We start from the raw sequence: 16,121 nt of genomic DNA on the forward strand, positions 1-16,121 counted from the left end.
GGCACCTCCTCGGCGACGACACCCACCCCCCCCCCCACCACCCCCACACACACCCACCCCCCCCCCCCCCCCCCACTCCCCCCCCCCCCCCCCACCGGCGTGTGGTGGGGCGTTTCACACCCCCCCCACCACAGGTGTCACACAAGTGTACTGACCGGACGTCAGCCGTCCGAGCCGGGGAGAGCCGTCAGGGAGCCTCGCCCACGCCGGCCGCTCCGCCCGCGTCGACCTCGGCCACGTCCCCGGCGACGACCGCGCCGGTGCCCTTCTGCGACTTCCGCAGCCGGCCTTCGAGCCAGGAGGCGAGGGTGGTGAGCGTGAAGTTCACCGCGATGTAGATCAGGGCGATCACGACCATGGTCGCGATGGTGTTGCTGTAGTTGGCGGAGATCTGCCGGTTCATCGACATCAGGTCCGCGAAGCCCAGGGCCGCGCCGCCGAGCGCCGTGTCCTTGAGGATCACCACCAACTGGCTGACCAGCGCGGGCAGCATCGCCGTGACGGCCTGCGGGACCAGGACGTACGCCATGATCTGGCCCTTGCGCATGCCGATTGCCTTGGCCGCGTCGGTCTGGCCGCGCGGCAGGGTCAGGATGCCGGCGCGGACGATCTCGGCGATGACGGCCGAGTTGTACAGGACCAGGCCGGTGACCACCGCGTACAGCGGCCGCAGGTCGGAGCTGACCGTGCCGAGCAGCACGTACAGGGCCGAGCTGAAGAACATCAGCATCAGGACCGGGATGGCGCGGAAGAACTCCACGACCGTGCCGACCGGCACACGCACCCACGCGTGGTCCGACAGGCGCGCGATGCCGAGCAGCGCACCCAGGGGCAGCGCGATCACCATGGCGATCAGGCCGGCCTTGAGCGTCTCTCCGAGGCCGGGCAGCAGGAACGTCGTCCAGATCTGGCTGTCGGTGACGAACGGGGACCACTTGTCGGCGTCGAGCTGGTTCTTCTCCGCCATGAGGGAGAGCGCCCACCACAGGGCCAGAGCGAGGACCACCAGGAAGACACCGGTGTAGACCCAGTTGCGGGACCTGGCCTTGGGGCCGGGGGTGTCGTACAGAACGGAACTCATCGCTTCACCGCCACTCGCTTGGCCACCCAGCCCAGCAGCAGGCCGGTGGGCAGGGTCAGCAGGACGAAGCCGAGGGCGAAGACCGCGAAGACGGCGAAGATCGCATCCGCCTCGTTCTCCAGCATTTCCTTCATCAGCAGGGCCGCCTCGGCCACACCGATCGTCGCCGCCACCGTGGTGTTCTTGGTGAGGGCGATCAGTACGTTCGTCAGCGGTCCGACGACCGCACGGAAGGCCTGGGGGAGCACGATCAGGGTGAGCACCTGGAAGAAGCTCAGCCCCAGCGCGCGGGCGGCCTCGGCCTGTCCCACGGGAACGGTGTTGATGCCCGAGCGGATCGCTTCGCAGACGAAGGTGCCGGTGTAGGCGATGAGCCCCAGGATCGCGAGGCGGAAGCTGATGTCCTTGGAGCCGTCGCCGCCGAGCGTGATGCTCAGAGTCTGGTACAGGCCCAGTGAACAGCCGAGGATCAGCAGAGTCAGCGGGGTGTTGCGCACGGTGTTGACGTACGCGGTGCCGAAGGCCCGCATCACCGGGACCGGGCTGACCCGCATCCCGGCCAGGAGGGTGCCCCAGACCAGGGACCCGACCGCCGAGTAGAGGGTGAGCTGAACCGTCACCCAGAAGGCTCCGAGCACGTCGTACTGCCCGGAATTAAGAAAGTCGAACACGTTGCCCTGCGCTCTCCCCAGGATGGCCGGTGAGGCGCGCCGCCGCCCGTGACAGGCGGGCGGCGACGCCCCTCACCGATGAATCAGCTGCCTTCGGTGATCTGCGGAGCCGGCTCGGCCTTGTAGTTGGCCGGGCCGAAGTTCGCGTCGACCGCCTTCTGCCAGGAGCCGTCCTCGACCATCTTCTTCAGGGCGGCGTTGACCTTCGTCTGGAGGTCCTTGTCGCCCTTCTTCAGGCCGATGCCGTAGGGCTCGTCGCTGAGCTTCAGGCCGACCAGCTTGAACTTGCCCTTGTTCTTCTCCTGCGCGGCGTAGCCGGCGAGGATCGAGTCGTCCGTGGTCAGCGCGTCCACGGCCTTGTTCTCCAGGCCGGTGAGGCACTCGGAGTAGCCCGGGAACTCCTGCAGGTCGGCCTCGGGGGCCAGCTTGGTCTTGACGTTCTGCGCCGAGGTGGAGCCGGTGACGGAGCAGAGCTTCTTCTTGTTGAGGTCCTCGGCCTTGGTGATGGAGGACTCGTCGGCGCGGACCAGCAGGTCCTGGTGGGCCTTGAAGTACGGGCCGGCGAAGTCGACCTTCGCCTTGCGCTTGTCGTTGATCGTGTAGGTCGCGACGACCAGCTTCACGTCACCGTTGGCGATCATGTTCTCGCGCTCGGCGCTGACGGCCTGCTTGAACTGGATCTGGTCCGGCTGGTAGCCAAGCTCCTTGGCGACGTACGTCGCCACGTCGACGTCGAAGCCCGTGAACTTGCCGTCGGGCGTCTTGAGGCCCAGGCCCGGCTGGTCGAACTTGATGCCGATGGCGATCTTGTCCTTGCCGCCGCCGGAGGAGGCGCCGGTGTCACCGGCCTTGTCGCTGCCGCCGCCGCAGGCGGTCGCGGTCAGAGCCAGGACTGCGGCCACGGCCGCGGCCGCACCGGCCTTGAAAACCTTCATGGTGAACTTCCCTCGGATGAGACGTTGTTGGACGACGAGCGACACGTGTGCTCTGAGCCGCCAGGGGATCACTACCAGACGAGAACGTCAGTGGTGCAGGATCTTCGAAAGGAAGTCCTTCGCACGGTCACTGCGCGGGTTGCTGAAGAACTGCTCGGGCGCGGCCTCTTCGACGATCTTTCCGTCGGCCATGAAGACCACCCGGTTGGCCGCGGAGCGGGCGAAGCCCATCTCGTGCGTGACGACCACCATCGTCATGCCCTCCCGGGCGAGCTGCTGCATGACCTCCAGCACCTCGTTGATCATCTCCGGGTCGAGCGCCGACGTCGGCTCGTCGAACAGCATCACCTTCGGGTCCATCGCCAGCGCGCGGGCGATCGCCACGCGCTGCTGCTGGCCGCCGGACAGCTGCGCCGGGTACTTGTCGGCCTGCGAGCCGACGCCCACCCGGTCCAGGAGGGACTTCGCCTTCTCGAGCGCGACTGCCGAGTCCGTCTTGCGGACCTTGAGCTGACCCAGCATCACGTTCTGCAGCACCGTCTTGTGCGCGAACAGGTTGAAGGACTGGAAGACCATGCCCACGTCGGCACGCAGCCGGGCCAGTTCCCGTCCCTCCGAGGGCAGTTCCTTGCCGTCGACCGTGATGGTGCCCGAGTCGATCGTCTCCAGGCGGTTGATGGTCCGGCACAGCGTCGACTTGCCCGATCCCGAAGGACCGATCACCACGACGACCTCACCGCGGGCAATGCTCAGATCGATGTCCTGAAGCACGTGCAGCGCGCCGAAGTGCTTGTTGACGTTGCTCAGTACGACCAGGTCGTCCGCGGTGCCGGCCGCATCCTGCACGTCCTTGGTCACTGATACTCCGCTCATCGGCTTCTAGCTCCGTCCTCCTCGGTTGGGAGGACAGTAGTGACGTGGCGCGCACACCGTCATCACATCTGAGGGAGAATTGAGCATAACGATACGGCCTCGCCCCGATACGCTCCGTGCGCGCGGCCGGCGTCCGGGCGGGGATGCCCGTACCGGGTGCATAACGGAAGACGCGCCGGACCGGTACCCCCTTGACGTGGGCCTCTTCATCGGCGTGGATGCATGGTGGCCCATTGACCACGGGCCCAGATCAGGAAAGGGGGACGCCATGAGACTGCTGCTCGTCGAGGACGACGACCACGTCGCCGCCGCCCTGTCCGCGATCCTCGCCCGGCACGGCTTCCAGGTGACCCACGCCCGCAGCGGCGAGGAGGCCCTGCAGGCCCTGCTGCCCGCAGGAGCGCCGGGCAGCGTCACGCCCTACGGGGTCATCCTGCTCGACCTCGGCCTGCCCGACCAGGACGGGTACGAAGTGTGCGGCAAGATCCGCAAGCGCACCTCGACGCCCGTGATCATGGTGACCGCGCGCGGCGACGTGCGCTCCCGCATCCACGGCCTCAACATGGGCGCCGACGACTACGTCGTCAAGCCCTACGACACCGGTGAACTCCTCGCACGGATCCACGCCGTCGCCCGGCGCACCGGTGCCCCCGAGGAGACCGCCACCGGTACGGGCGGCGGCTCCGACGTGGTCCGGCTCGGCCCGGTCAGCATCGAACTGGCCACCCGCCGGGTCAGCGTCGACGGCGCCGACGTACCGCTCACCCGCAAGGAGTTCGACCTGCTGGCGCTGCTCGCCCAGCGGCCCGGCGTCGTCTTCCGCCGCGAGCAGATCATCAGCGAGGTCTGGCGCACCTCCTGGGAGGGGACGGGCCGGACCCTGGAGGTCCACGTCGCCTCGCTGCGCTCCAAGCTGCGCATGCCCGCCCTCATCGAGACCGTCCGCGGGGTGGGCTACCGGCTCGTCGCCCCGGCCGCCTCCTAGCGGGGCCCTTGACGTGCGCGCCCGGCTCCTCCCCCTGCTCGTCATCCTGATGGCGGGCGTCCTGCTCGCCCTCGGCTTCCCGCTCGCCGTGAGCCTGGCCGCGGGCCAGCAGCAGCGCGTGGTGGTCGACCGGATCGACGACAGCGCCCGCTTCGCCGCCCTCGCCCAGTTCGTGATCGACGCCGAAGGCTCCGGTTCGACCGGCGCCACCGAGCGCCTGGAGACCCTCCAGCTGGAACTGGCCCGCTACCAGCAGCTGTACGGCATCCGTGTCGGCATCTTCCTGCGCGACGACAACGCCATGGCCCGCGCCCCCGGCTGGTGGGAACTGCCCGAGCAGGGCGAGGGCCGGCGCGCCTTCCAGGAGGCCCTCGCCGGACGGCGCAGCCACGACCCCGCCCAGGTGTGGCCCTGGCAGACCCACGGCAAGCTCCTCGTCGCCTCCCCGGTCGTCCTCGACGGGGACGTCGTCGCGGTCGTCGTCACCGAGTCGCCCACCGACCAGATGCGGGCCCGGATCCTGAGCGGCTGGATGATCATCATCGCCGGGCTGGCCGCCGCGATGCTCGTGGCCTTCGGCGCCGCCCTCGTGCTCACCCGGTGGGTGCTCAAGCCCGTCCGCACCCTCGACGCGGCCGCCCACGGCATCGCCACGGGGCGGATGAACTCCCGGGTCGCGGCCGCCGGAGGCCCTCCGGAACTCCAGCGGCTGGCCCATTCGTTCAACGAGATGGCCGACAACGTGGAAGAGGTCCTGGAGCAGCAGCGGGCGTTCGTCGCCGACGCCTCCCACCAGCTGCGCAACCCGCTCGCCGCGCTGCTCCTGCGGATCGAGCTGCTCGCCCTCGAACTGCCCGAGGGCAATGAGGAGATCGCGTCCGTGCGGACCGAGGGCAAGCGCCTGACCCAGGTCCTGGACGACCTGCTGGACCTGGCGCTCGCCGAGCACACCTCCGCCGAGCTCAGCCTGACCGACATCGCGGCGCTGACCGCCGAACGGGTGGCTTCCTGGCGCCCGTACGCCGAGGAGAAGGGCGTACGGATCACCGAGACGGGCCGGACCGCCGTCACGGGCTGGGCCGACCCCATCGCGCTCTCCAGCGCGCTCGACGCCGTCATCGACAACGCCCTCAAGTTCACGCCGGAGGGTGAGGAGGTCGAGGTGTCGGTCACCGCGGAGGGGCCCTTCGTGCACGTCGTCGTCGCCGACCGCGGACCCGGCCTGACCGACGAGGAGCTGCTGCGCGTCGGCGACCGGTTCTGGCGCAGCGGCCGCCACCAGAACATCAAGGGCTCCGGACTCGGCCTGTCGATCTCCCGGGCGCTGCTCGCCGCGGGCGGCGGGTCCCTCGCGTACGCGACGAACCCGCCGCACGGGCTGCGGGTGACGGTGGCCGTCCCGCGCAGCGATCCGCACACGTCCTGACCGCCGCCCCGGGGCCGGTCCCGGGGCGGGTGCGGGAGCCGGGTCGGGCCGGTCAGGTCCAGGTGAGGGTGGTGCCCGCCGGAGCGGAGGCCGCGTACAGCTCGTCCACCGCCCGGACCTCGAAGACGGCCGCCGGCTCCCGGCCGGAGCGGATGACCGCCGGGAGGTACAGGGCCGTGCCGCAGGTGCCGCCGAGGAAGCGGCGGGTGCCGTCCGGGAGCAGGCGCTGCAGCTCGTAGTGGCGGACCGGCCCGGCTGCCCGGCGCCAGGACAGCCGGACGGCGGCCTTGCCGTCCTGCTGGGCCGAGGCGTCCACGGTCAGCGCCTCCGGAGCCGTCGGGCGCCGCCGCGCGGTGTCGTCGCGTACCGACAGGGCGCCGAGCCGCCAGGCCACCGCTCTGTTCCCGCCGGCCGTGATCCGTACGGCCAGCCCGTACGCGGTCCGGCCCGCCAGCGCCGAGAGCCCGACCCGGGAGGTGTGCCAGCCGGCCCGGCCGGAGCCCGCGGCCTGCGCCTTCAGCCACGTGTACGGGACCGGCTCGCCCGGAGCGGCCGGCTCGCGCGTGGCCACCCCCACCTCGATGCCGGGCGTGCCCGCCTCGGTGGCGTGCACCAGCTCCAGGACCGTGGACCGGGTCAGCGGGAGCCGCGTGCAGTGCAGGCCGACCACGGCCGGGGCGGACAGGGTCCCGGCCACGAGGAGGCTGGAGCCGCCGCGCCAGGCGTTCGCGAAGTCCAGGGTCACCGACGGGCGCGGCCCCGCGCCGTCCACGGCCCAGCGGCGGCCCGGAAGCCGGTCCTGGAGCCCGAGGTGGTTCCAGGGGGTGTCGGAGGTGACCCTGCCGTCCTCGTACCAGCGCTCCCCGTGCCCGGTGTTGAACGCGCACGCGAAGGGGAGGGCGGTGACGGTGGACCGGTCGGCGACGGCCGTGGCGGGCGCCCGCCAGCCGCGCTCGGGCGCGGGGTGCGCCGGATCCAGCGACTCGCCCGTCCAGAACCGGTCGTCGGCGCGGTGGAAGGCGCCCGGGGAGCGGTCGGTGAGGTGGTTGCGGGTCCACTCGGGGCGGTAGAAACCGAAGCTGATGACGTGGTCCCGGCCGCGCGGGATGATCGCATCCCAACGGACGCTGGAATTCCAGCCGTTGGACTCCATGTCGAGGGCCGCCCACAGCTCGTGCCGGGACCGGCCGAGCCGGCCGGCGAGCGCGCCGGAGGCGGCCAGGGACTGCGGGGTCCAGCGGAAGTCGACGAACACGGTGTCCGCGACCCGGCCCGCCCGGTCCTCGAAGAACTCCTGGTTGAGCTGGTTCAACGCACCCTGCCAGCCGACCCGGCCGGTGCTGTTCATCGCGTCGTACCAGGTGATCCGCAGACCGTGCGGGGCGCCGGCCGACCGCAGCGCGCGCAGGAACTCCCGCATCCGGGCGGCGAGCGAACTGTCCCCGCCGTCGGTCTCGGCGTTCACGAACCAGCCGTCGAACCCGTACGTGCGCGCCACCTGTACGAGCTTCTCGGCGATCGGGAACCGGCCGGCGGAGTCCCGCTGCACGAGGTCCCGGGTCCACTGGAGATCGCCGCCGTACGCGACGGGCGGCAGGAAGACGTTGCCCAGCACGGGGACGCCGTTGCGGTGGGCCGCGTCGATCACGGGCGCGTTCGGGGCGAGCACGATGCCCTCGCCGGAGGACCCGCCCCAGAACACCAGCTCGTCGAGGTACGCCCAGTGCGTGAGGGCGTAGTGGTCGGCGGTCGCGGAGCCCTGGGACGGGTTCTGCGCGGTCGGGCCGAAGGAGACGAGCGAGGAGATCCGGGCCTGGCCGCCGCGGGCGCCCGCGTTCGCCGGGACGGGCGTGAAACGGGGCGCGAGCGGCACGCTCGCGGTGTTGTGGGCGAGGTCCGGATCGGACTCGGGGGTCCACTGCTTCAGCGAGCGCCAGGTGATGCCCGGGCCGGGGGCGCCCTGGGGGAGCGTGTCGGGGAACCAGTAGGAGGCGTACGGGGCCAGGTCGGCCGGGGCGGCCGGGTCGCCGGGCGCGGGGGTGCCCGCCGACGGGGCCACGGTGGCCTGCGCGGCCTGCGCCCGGGTGGCCGTGCCGGTCGCGCCGAGCAGCGCGGCGGCCCCCGCCCCGGCCCCGGCGGCGAGCACCCCGCGCCGGGTCGGTGGCGTCACGCGGGCCGGCGCCGCCGGAGGCACGGGCAGGGCCCGGGGTGCGGAGGGCGCCGGACGTGCGGGAAGCGCCCGGGGCGCGGGAGGCGCCGGTGTTACGGGAAGTGCCCGGGGTGCGGGAGGCGCCTGATGTGCCTGGCGTGACGAGCGGGCGGTGCGAGGGTCGGCGCCGTTGTCGGTCTCGGACATGCGGGGCTCCTCGGTGACGGGTGGTCGATGGGCGGGATCAGGTGACGTCGTGCACGCGCAGCACCTCCGTGACGCCGCGCGCGGCCAGATGGGCGGGGTCCTCGGCGAGCTCCGCCAGGACCACCGCGGGCCGGACCCCCCGGGCCGTCAGCGCGGCCCAGGCTTCGAAGAACGCGCCGCCGGGGGCGCACACCGAACGCCTCGGCGCGTCCTGCGCCCCGCCGACGTCCAGGGCCAGCGCCGTGGACCGGACGTCCGGGCGGTGCTCCCGGCCCCGCCACCGGGCGGCGATCCGGGCGACGGCCGCGCCGGCGGGCTTGACCTCCCGGTCGTTGGTCAGCAGGCCCAGCCCGTACTCCAGTTCCGGGAAGTCCGCGAGCTCCCGGGACACGTCGTGCGAACACCACCAGGTCACGCCCCACACGTCCGGGCAGTCCAGCACGTTCGCCACGGTCGCCTCCGTGAACGCGGCCGCGTGCTCCGCCGGGATCAGCGGCGCCGGCGCCCCGACCTCCTGGAGCCACACCGGCCGGTGCGGATCGCGGGCCCAGGCCTTCGACAGCTCCACCAGGTACGCGGCGTGGTGCTCGGTCGCCGTCCCGGTCCGTCCGTGGCGCTGCGCGGTCCCGTTGAACACCCACGAGTGCACGGCCGTGGCCGCGCCCAGCCGGGCTGCCTGCGCCACGGTGAAGGGGTGCCCGTCGCGGTACCAGGCGGCGTCGTACTCGGCGTGCACGTGGGACCGGCCGGGGGCGCCCTTCTCGCAGGCGGCGAGCATCCGTTCCAGCCAGTGGCCCGCCTGTTCCCGGGTGATCCGGTCGGGGTCGGGGTGCGGGTCGCCGGAGAACTGGTTGATCTCGTTGCCGACGGTCATGCCGAGGAAGTTGGGCCGGTCGGCGAGGGCGGCGGCCAGCGTGCGCAGGTACTCCTCCTGGGCGGCGACGACGTCCGGGTCGGTGAAGATGTTCCGCCGGTGCCAGGTGCCGGTCCAGGCGGGCAGGAAGTCGAAGCTCGACAAGTGCCCCTGCAGGCCGTCCACGTTGACGTCGAGTCCGCGCTCGGCGGCCGCGTCGGCGAGTGCGACGAGCTGTTCGACGGCGCGCGGCCGGATGAGCGTGCGGTTCGGCTGGAACACCGGCCACAGCGGGAAGACCCGTACGTGGTCCAGCCCGAGCGCGGCGACGGAGTCGAGGTCCGCCCGGACCTCGTCGAGGTCGAAGTCGAGCCAGTGGTGGAACCAGCCGCGGGCCGGGGTGTAGTTGGCACCGAAACGGAGCGGACGAGGGGCGGCTTCGTCGTGCATAAGGCGTCCTGGAGTTCTCGGGAATTCCGCCGGGTGACGCACAACCTGCCGGGCGGCGCGGGGTAAGTCAACAGGGCGTGTGGCGGCGGAGCTTATGCGCTTAAGCCCGGTTGACAGAAGGCCTCCGGGCCTCTCAAGCTGCGTGAGCTAATGCGGTTTAGTTCCGGCTTCGGTCCAACGGTGGAAGAGTGCGGAAACGGCCAGTGGCATTTCGGTCACGGAGCTCGCGGGTCCGGCGCTGTCCACCGGTCCCGCCGTACGTCAAGGCTGCCTGCCGGGGCAGGATCGCGTACGGTCCCGCCATCGCCGTCCGCAGGAACGAAGGAAGAGGCAGGCAGGCCATGGCCCGCAGACCCACCATCAAGGACATCGCCCGCCGGGCCGGGGTGTCCGAGAGCGCCGTGTCCTTCGCGCTCAACGACCGGCCCGGCGTCTCCCGCGACACCCGCGCCCGGATCCGCGGGGTCGCCGAGGAACTCGGCTGGCAGCCCAACAGCGCCGCCCGCGCGCTGTCCGGCGAACGCTCCGGCGCGGTCGGGCTGGTCCTCGCCCGCCCCGCGCAGACCCTCGGCGTCGAATCCTTCTTCCTCCAACTGGTCTCCGGCATCCAGGAGGTGCTGTCCGCCGGCCGGGTCGCCCTGCTCTTCCAGGTGGTGGACGGCACCGACGCCGAATGCGCCGTCTACCGCCGCTGGTGGGCCGAACGGCGCGTGGACGGGGTCCTCGTCGTCGACCCGCGCACCGACGACCCGCGCCCGGAACTCCTCGCCGGGCTCGGCCTGCCCGCCGTCATGATCGGCGGTACGGGCGGGACCGGCCCCCTGTCCTCGGTCTGGGCCGACGACGCCCGGGCGATGGCCCAGGTCCTGGACCACCTGTACGAGCTGGGCCACCGCCGGATCACCCACATCGCCGGGCTGCCCGGCCTGGCCCACACCGTCCGCCGGATCGCCTCGCTGCGCGCCGAGGCCGAGGCGCGCGGGCTCGGCCCGGACGACGTTCGCTCGGTGGTCACCGACTACTCCGACACCGAGGGGGCGGCCGCCACCCGCCGGGTCCTCACCGAGCCCGCACCGCCGACCGCGCTGGTCTACGACAACGACGTGATGGCCGTCGCGGGCATCGCCGCCGCCGCCGAGCTGGGCATCGCGGTCCCCGGCCGGATCTCCGTGGTCGCCTGGGACGACTCCGCGCTGTGCCGGGTCACCCACCCCCGGCTCACCGCGCTCGTCCGCGACACCGCGGGCTTCGGCCGGCTCGCCGCCGAAGAGCTCCTCGCCGTCCTCGGCGGTGGCCCGCCCCGGGCCCGTGAGGGCGAGCGGCCCCGGCTGGAGCCCCGGGAGAGTTCGGCCCCGCCACCGGCCGCATACTGATTCCGACCCCATCCTGGAGCCGCTTCCGTGACCAGTCCCTCCTCCGCCTCCACCGCAGCGCGGGCCACCGGCCCGGCCTCCGACCCGGCCTCCGACCCGGCCGCCGGCCTGACGGTGGCCATCGACATCGGCGGTACGAAGATCGCCGGCGCGCTGGTGCACCCCGACGGCACGATGACGGCCACCACCCGGCGCCCCACCCCGCGCGGCACGGACGGCGACGCGGCCTTCGCCGCCGTCGCCGAGGTCGTCGCCGAACTCGCCGGCTCGCCGCTCTGGCCCTCGGCGGTGCGCTGCGGCATCGGCAGCGCGGGCCCCGTCGACACCTCCCGCGGCACGGTGAGCCCGGTGAACATCGGGGCGTGGCGGGACTTCCCGGTCCAGGCCCGGATCGAGGCCGAACTGGCACGGCACGGCGCGGCGCTCCCGACGGTGCTCGCCGGCGACGGCGTGGCGATGGCCGCCGCCGAGCACTGGCTGGGCGCGGCCCGCGGGTACGCGAACGCCCTGTGCATGGTGGTCTCCACCGGGGTCGGCGGCGGGCTGATCCTGAACAACCAGCTCCACCCCGGACCCACGGGCAACGCGGGCCACATCGGCCACATCAGCGTGGCCTTCGACGGTGAGCGGTGCGTCTGCGGGAGCCACGGCTGCGTGGAGTCCATCGCCTCGGGCACCGCCATCGCCCGGTGGGCGCGGGCCCAGGGCTGGACCCCGGACGGCCCCGACGGGGACGCCACCGCGGCGGGCGTGGCCCGGGCCGCCGAGGCCGGGGACCCGGTCGCCGTGGCCGCCTTCGACCGTGCGGGCCGGGCCCTGGCCGCGGCCATCGCGGCCACCGCGACCCTCGTCGAAACGGACATCGCGGTCATCGGCGGAGGCGTCGCCACCTCCGGGGACACCCTCTTCGCGCCGATCCGCGCCCACCTGGCCGACTACGCCACGCTCTCGTTCGTCAGCGGCCTCACGGTGGTCCCGGCCGCCCTGGGCACCCACGCGGGCCTGATCGGCGCGGCCGCGGCGGCGCAGATGCTGCTGCCCGCGGCCTGACCGTCCCCGCGGCTGACCGTCCCTGCGCCGGGACCCGGCCGCGGCTCCGTACCCGGCCGCGGTTCCGTACCTGGCCGCGGTTCCGTACCCGGCCACGGACTCGGCCGAGGCCCTACGGCTTGACCGAGCGGTAGTACCGCTGGGCGCCCTCGTGCAGGTCCAGCGGGTCCGTGTAGATCGCGGTCCGCAGGTCCACCAGCTGCGCGGCGTGCACCTCGTGCCCGATCCGGTCGCGGCTGAGGATCACGGTCCGCGTGAACTGCTCGGTCAGCTCCGGGTCCGTGTTCTCGGTGGTGACCAGCAGGTTCGGCACGGCCAGCGTGGCCACCGACGAGGTGTTCCGGGCACGCGTGTACGCGTCCTGGGGCATCACGGCCGCCCGGTAGTAGCGCGCCGGGCTCCCGCTCGCCTGGAGCTGCTCCACCAGGTCGCCGAGCTGCACGAGCCGGATGTCGAACCGCTCCGACAGCTCGCGCACCGCGTTCGTCGGCAGGCCGCCGGACCAGAAGAACGCGTCGATCCGTCCGGCCTGCAGCTCCGCCGGCATGGTGTCGATGCCGATGGACACCGGGGTGATGTCCCGTGCCGGGTCCAGCTTGGCCGCCGTCAGCAGCCGCTCCGAGATCAGCCGGACCCCGGAGCCCGGCTGGCCGACCGCGACCCGCTTGCCCTTCAGGTCCCGCGCCGACTGCACCGGCGACCCCGCCGGCACCACCAGCTGCACGTAGTCGTCGTACAGCCGCGCGACGCCGCGCAGCCCCTCCGCGCCCGGCTTCCCGTCGACCCGGAACTTGGAGACCGCGTCGGCCGTCGCGATGGTGAAATCGGCCTCGCCGGTCGCCACCCGCCGGAGGTTCTCCTGCGAGCCCTCGCTGGTCTCCAGCCGCACCTTCACCCCGGGCATGTCCCGGGCGAGAGCCTGGTCCAGCAGCTGCCCGTAGCGGTGGTAGACGCCGGTACGGACACCCGTGCTGAACGTCAGCCCGCCCTTGAGCTCCGGCTCCCCGAACGGCTTCAGCCACCAGGCGAGCAGCCCGAGCACCGCGAGGACGGCCACCAGCCCCCCGAGGGCGGTGCGCCTGCGGATGCGGGGCGGTACGTGAGCCATGGCCGCGATCCTGCCACCGACCCGCCGCGCTGTCACGGCCCGCCCGCCCCACCGGCCCCGGATCCTGCTCCGCGTCCTGCCCCGGCTTTGGCTTCGGCCCCTGCCCCAGGTCCTGCTCCGGCTCCCGCCCCCGCTCCGGCTTCGGCTCCCGCTCCGGCTTTGGCTTCCGCTCCGGCTTTGGCTTCGGGTCCTGCCCCGGGTCCTGCTCCGGCTCCCGCCCCGGCTCCGGGTCCTGCCCCCGCTCCGGCTCCGGCTCCCGCTCCGGCTTTGGCTTCGGAACCTGCCCCAGGTCCGGATCCGGCTCCCGCCCTGGATCCTGCTCCGGGTCCGGATCCGGGTCCCGCTCCGGATCCTGCTCCGGGTCCCGCCCCGGATTCGGCTCCCGGTGCGAACCTGTTCCGCAGCCGCTCCAGCAGTGTGCGGGCCGCCGGTCCCGCCGGGCCGTCGGCGGGCCAGGCCAGGGCGACCCGTCCGTGCAGCGCCGGCTCGGTGATGCGCAGCGCGACCAGCTCCCGTACGGCGCCCGCCACCGCCGACTCCGCGCCGGCCGGGACCACCGCCACCCCCAGCCCCCGCGCGGCCAGCCGCACCAGCACCTCCGGAGCCGCCGCCTCGAAGTCGACCCGCGGTGCGAACCCGGCCTCGGCGCAGCCCCGCTCCAGGACCCCGCGCAGCCCCGTTCCGCGCGGCAGGCCGATCAGGGGCCGCCCGCGCAGCGCCGACAGCGCGATCCGGCCGTCGGCGCCCTCCCGTACGAGGGGATCGCCGGCCCGCACCACGGCCACCAGGGGTTCGTCCAGCACCACCTGCACGCAGACCCCGGCGGGCGGTTCGCCGGCCAGCCCGACCACCGCCAGGTCCAGCTCGCCCCGCCGCAGGGCGGCCAGCATCCGCTCCGAGGTGTCCTCGGCCAGCGCGATCTCCACCTGCGGGTGCGCGTCGTGGAAGTCGCCGAGCACCCCGACCACGTCGAAGCCGCCCACCACGGCCCCGGCCGCCCCCGGGATCAGCCCGATCGCCACCCGGCCCCGCAGCAGGCCCCGGACCTCGTCCGCGGTCCGCCGGATGCCCTCCACCGCCGCGAGTGCGGCCCGCGCGTACGAGAGCACCGCCTCGCCCGCCTCCGTCGGGGTCACGCGCCGCCCGGACCGGTCCAGCAGCCGCAGCCCCAGCTCCCGTTCCAGCTGCCCGACCTGCGCGCTCACCCCCGGCTGGGACACGTGCAGACGGGCCCCGGCCCGGGTGAACCCGCCCTCCTCGACCACCGCGACGAAGTACCGCAACTGACCCAGTTCCATAACGGCGGATTCTAGATCGCGGAAGACCCCTCCCCCGAGCTTATGGGCACGGGGGCCGGAGGGCTTCCGGGTACCGCCTACCCTTGTTGCATGACCAGCAGCAGCGACCGGAGCACGGCAGTGGACGTCAAGGGAACATACGAGGTGCGCACCTACGGGTGCCAGATGAACGTGCACGACTCCGAGCGGCTGTCCGGTCTGCTGGAGGGCGCGGGCTACACGAGGGCGCCCGAGGGCTCCGACGGTGACGCCGACGTCGTGGTGTTCAACACCTGCGCCGTCCGCGAGAACGCCGACAACAAGCTGTACGGCAACCTCGGCCGGCTCGCCCCGATGAAGACCAAGCGGCCCGGCATGCAGATCGCCGTCGGCGGCTGCCTCGCGCAGAAGGACCGCGACACGATCGTCCAGCGGGCCCCCTGGGTCGACGTGGTCTTCGGCACCCACAACATCGGCAAGCTGCCCGTCCTGCTGGAGCGCGCCCGCATCCAGGAGGAGGCGCAGGTCGAGATCGCCGAGTCGCTGGAGGCGTTCCCCTCCACGCTCCCGACCCGCCGCGAGTCCGCGTACGCCGCCTGGGTCTCGATCTCCGTCGGCTGCAACAACACCTGCACCTTCTGCATCGTCCCGGCGCTGCGCGGCAAGGAGGAGGACCGCCGCCCCGGCGACATCCTCGCCGAGGTGGAGGCCCTGGTCGCCGAAGGCGTCTCCGAGATCACCCTGCTCGGCCAGAACGTGAACGCCTACGGCTCCGACCTGGGCGACCGCGAGGCCTTCTCGAAGCTGCTGCGCGCCTGCGGCGCGATCGAGGGCCTGGAGCGCGTCCGCTTCACCTCCCCGCACCCGCGGGACTTCACGGACGACGTGATCGCGGCGATGGCCGAGACCCCGAACGTGATGCCGCAGCTGCACATGCCGCTGCAGTCCGGCTCGGACCCGATCCTGAAGGCGATGCGCCGCTCGTACCGCCAGGAGCGCTTCCTCGGCATCATCGAGAAGGTCCGTGCCGCCATCCCGCACGCCGCGATCTCCACCGACATCATCGTGGGCTTCCCCGGTGAGACGGAGGAGGACTTCGAGCAGACGATGCACGTGGTGCGCGAGGCCCGCTTCGCGAACGCGTTCACCTTCCAGTACTCCAAGCGCCCCGGGACCCCGGCGGCCGACATGGAGGGGCAGATCCCGAAGGAGGTCGTCCAGGAGCGGTACATGCGGCTGGTCGCCCTCCAGGAGGAGATCTCCTGGGAGGAGAACAAGAAGCAGGTCGGCCGCACGCTGGAGGTCATGGTCGCCGAGGGCGAGGGCCGCAAGGACGGCGCCACGCACCGCCTCTCCGGCCGCGCGCCCGACAACCGGCTGGTCCACTTCACGAAGCCGGAGGAGGAGGTCCGCCCCGGCGACGTGGTGACGGTCGACATCACGTACGCCGCCCCGCACCACCTGCTCGCCGAGGGCCCCACCCTGACGGTGCGCCGGACCCGCGCGGGCGACGCCTGGGAGAAGCGGAACGCGGCCCCGGCGCAGCCGCAGGGCGTCATGCTGGGCATCCCCACGCTGGGCGTCCCCGCCCCCCTCCCCCCCCCCCCCCCCGGGGGGGGCCCCCCCCCCCCCGCCCCCCGCGCCCCCCCCCCCGCCCCCGCCCCCGCCCGGGGCGGGGGCGGG

13 protein-coding genes are annotated in these 16,121 nt (G+C 73.1%); 5 read left to right on the forward strand and 8 right to left on the reverse strand.

Going from position 1 to position 16,121, the window contains the following annotated elements:
• Positions 1-187 precede the first annotated feature (187 nt).
• The 4 genes from ACFXA3_RS13610 to ACFXA3_RS13625 form a co-directional block, all read right to left on the reverse strand.
• Positions 188-1,081 (reverse strand): amino acid ABC transporter permease, encoded by an 894-nt coding sequence (locus tag ACFXA3_RS13610; protein ID WP_385186259.1) that lies wholly within the window; start codon positions 1,079-1,081, stop codon positions 188-190.
• Positions 1,078-1,752 (reverse strand): amino acid ABC transporter permease, encoded by a 675-nt coding sequence (locus ACFXA3_RS13615; RefSeq protein ID WP_376197243.1) that lies wholly within the window; start codon positions 1,750-1,752, stop codon positions 1,078-1,080. Before ACFXA3_RS13615 ends, ACFXA3_RS13610 begins: the two co-directional genes overlap by 4 nt.
• A gap of 83 nt (positions 1,753-1,835) precedes the next feature.
• The gene (locus ACFXA3_RS13620) at positions 1,836-2,687 is read right to left on the reverse strand and encodes a glutamate ABC transporter substrate-binding protein (protein ID WP_385186262.1); all 852 of its coding nucleotides are present in this window, start codon (positions 2,685-2,687) and stop codon (positions 1,836-1,838) included.
• Positions 2,688-2,774: 87 nt separating this feature from the next.
• Entirely contained in the window at positions 2,775-3,560 is a 786-nt protein-coding gene (locus tag ACFXA3_RS13625; protein ID WP_054225887.1) for an amino acid ABC transporter ATP-binding protein, read from the reverse strand.
• A 268-nt stretch (positions 3,561-3,828) separates the two neighbouring features.
• On the opposite strand from ACFXA3_RS13625, the gene ACFXA3_RS13630 reads away from it, so the two are divergent.
• A complete protein-coding gene (locus tag ACFXA3_RS13630) occupies positions 3,829-4,545 on the forward strand; it encodes a response regulator transcription factor (RefSeq protein WP_385186265.1) in 717 nt (238 codons plus the stop codon).
• Between the two features lie 13 nt (positions 4,546-4,558).
• Positions 4,559-5,971 (forward strand): ATP-binding protein, encoded by a 1,413-nt coding sequence (locus ACFXA3_RS13635; protein ID WP_385186268.1) that lies wholly within the window; start codon positions 4,559-4,561, stop codon positions 5,969-5,971.
• Between the two features lie 52 nt (positions 5,972-6,023).
• Here ACFXA3_RS13635 and ACFXA3_RS13640 read toward each other — a convergent pair whose 3' ends face one another.
• Both ACFXA3_RS13640 and ACFXA3_RS13645 read right to left on the reverse strand, forming a co-directional pair.
• Positions 6,024-8,141, reverse strand: coding sequence for an endo-beta-N-acetylglucosaminidase (locus ACFXA3_RS13640; RefSeq protein WP_385186271.1), 2,118 nt, complete (start codon positions 8,139-8,141; stop codon positions 6,024-6,026).
• Between the two features lie 223 nt (positions 8,142-8,364).
• Positions 8,365-9,630 (reverse strand): glycosyl hydrolase, encoded by a 1,266-nt coding sequence (locus tag ACFXA3_RS13645; protein ID WP_385186273.1) that lies wholly within the window; start codon positions 9,628-9,630, stop codon positions 8,365-8,367.
• Positions 9,631-9,971: 341 nt separating this feature from the next.
• Between ACFXA3_RS13645 and ACFXA3_RS13650 the strand changes: the two genes are divergently transcribed.
• Positions 9,972-11,003 (forward strand): LacI family DNA-binding transcriptional regulator, encoded by a 1,032-nt coding sequence (locus tag ACFXA3_RS13650; protein WP_385186275.1) that lies wholly within the window; start codon positions 9,972-9,974, stop codon positions 11,001-11,003.
• Positions 11,004-11,111: 108 nt separating this feature from the next.
• A complete protein-coding gene (locus ACFXA3_RS13655; RefSeq protein WP_385186287.1) occupies positions 11,112-12,053 on the forward strand; it encodes an ROK family protein in 942 nt (313 codons plus the stop codon).
• Positions 12,054-12,165: 112 nt separating this feature from the next.
• Here ACFXA3_RS13655 and ACFXA3_RS13660 read toward each other — a convergent pair whose 3' ends face one another.
• On the reverse strand, positions 12,166-13,161 hold the full coding sequence (locus ACFXA3_RS13660) for a TAXI family TRAP transporter solute-binding subunit (RefSeq protein WP_385186278.1): 996 nt from the start codon (positions 13,159-13,161) through the stop codon (positions 12,166-12,168).
• A gap of 32 nt (positions 13,162-13,193) precedes the next feature.
• Positions 13,194-14,459, reverse strand: a complete 1,266-nt coding sequence (locus ACFXA3_RS13665; RefSeq protein WP_385186281.1) for a LysR family transcriptional regulator — start codon at positions 14,457-14,459, stop codon at positions 13,194-13,196.
• Positions 14,460-14,549: 90 nt separating this feature from the next.
• Between ACFXA3_RS13665 and miaB the strand changes: the two genes are divergently transcribed.
• Positions 14,550-16,121: tRNA (N6-isopentenyl adenosine(37)-C2)-methylthiotransferase MiaB (miaB, locus tag ACFXA3_RS13670; RefSeq protein ID WP_385186284.1), on the forward strand; the 1,572-nt coding region annotated here is incomplete at its 3' end.

It is taken from the genome of Streptomyces sp. NPDC059456 (assembly GCF_042750055.1).
Taxonomy (GTDB): domain Bacteria; phylum Actinomycetota; class Actinomycetes; order Streptomycetales; family Streptomycetaceae; genus Streptomyces.

Coding starts and splice junctions, on each gene's coding strand:
- ACFXA3_RS13660 (WP_385186278.1), bottom strand. CDS start 13,161: ATGGCTCACGTACCGCCCCGCATCCGCAGGCGCACCGCCCTCGGGGGG.
- ACFXA3_RS13630 (WP_385186265.1), top strand. CDS start 3,829: ATGAGACTGCTGCTCGTCGAGGACGACGACCACGTCGCCGCCGCCCTG.
- ACFXA3_RS13625 (WP_054225887.1), bottom strand. CDS start 3,560: ATGAGCGGAGTATCAGTGACCAAGGACGTGCAGGATGCGGCCGGCACC.
- ACFXA3_RS13650 (WP_385186275.1), top strand. CDS start 9,972: ATGGCCCGCAGACCCACCATCAAGGACATCGCCCGCCGGGCCGGGGTG.
- ACFXA3_RS13610 (WP_385186259.1), bottom strand. CDS start 1,081: ATGAGTTCCGTTCTGTACGACACCCCCGGCCCCAAGGCCAGGTCCCGC.
- ACFXA3_RS13665 (WP_385186281.1), bottom strand. CDS start 14,459: ATGGAACTGGGTCAGTTGCGGTACTTCGTCGCGGTGGTCGAGGAGGGC.
- ACFXA3_RS13620 (WP_385186262.1), bottom strand. CDS start 2,687: ATGAAGGTTTTCAAGGCCGGTGCGGCCGCGGCCGTGGCCGCAGTCCTG.
- ACFXA3_RS13645 (WP_385186273.1), bottom strand. CDS start 9,630: ATGCACGACGAAGCCGCCCCTCGTCCGCTCCGTTTCGGTGCCAACTAC.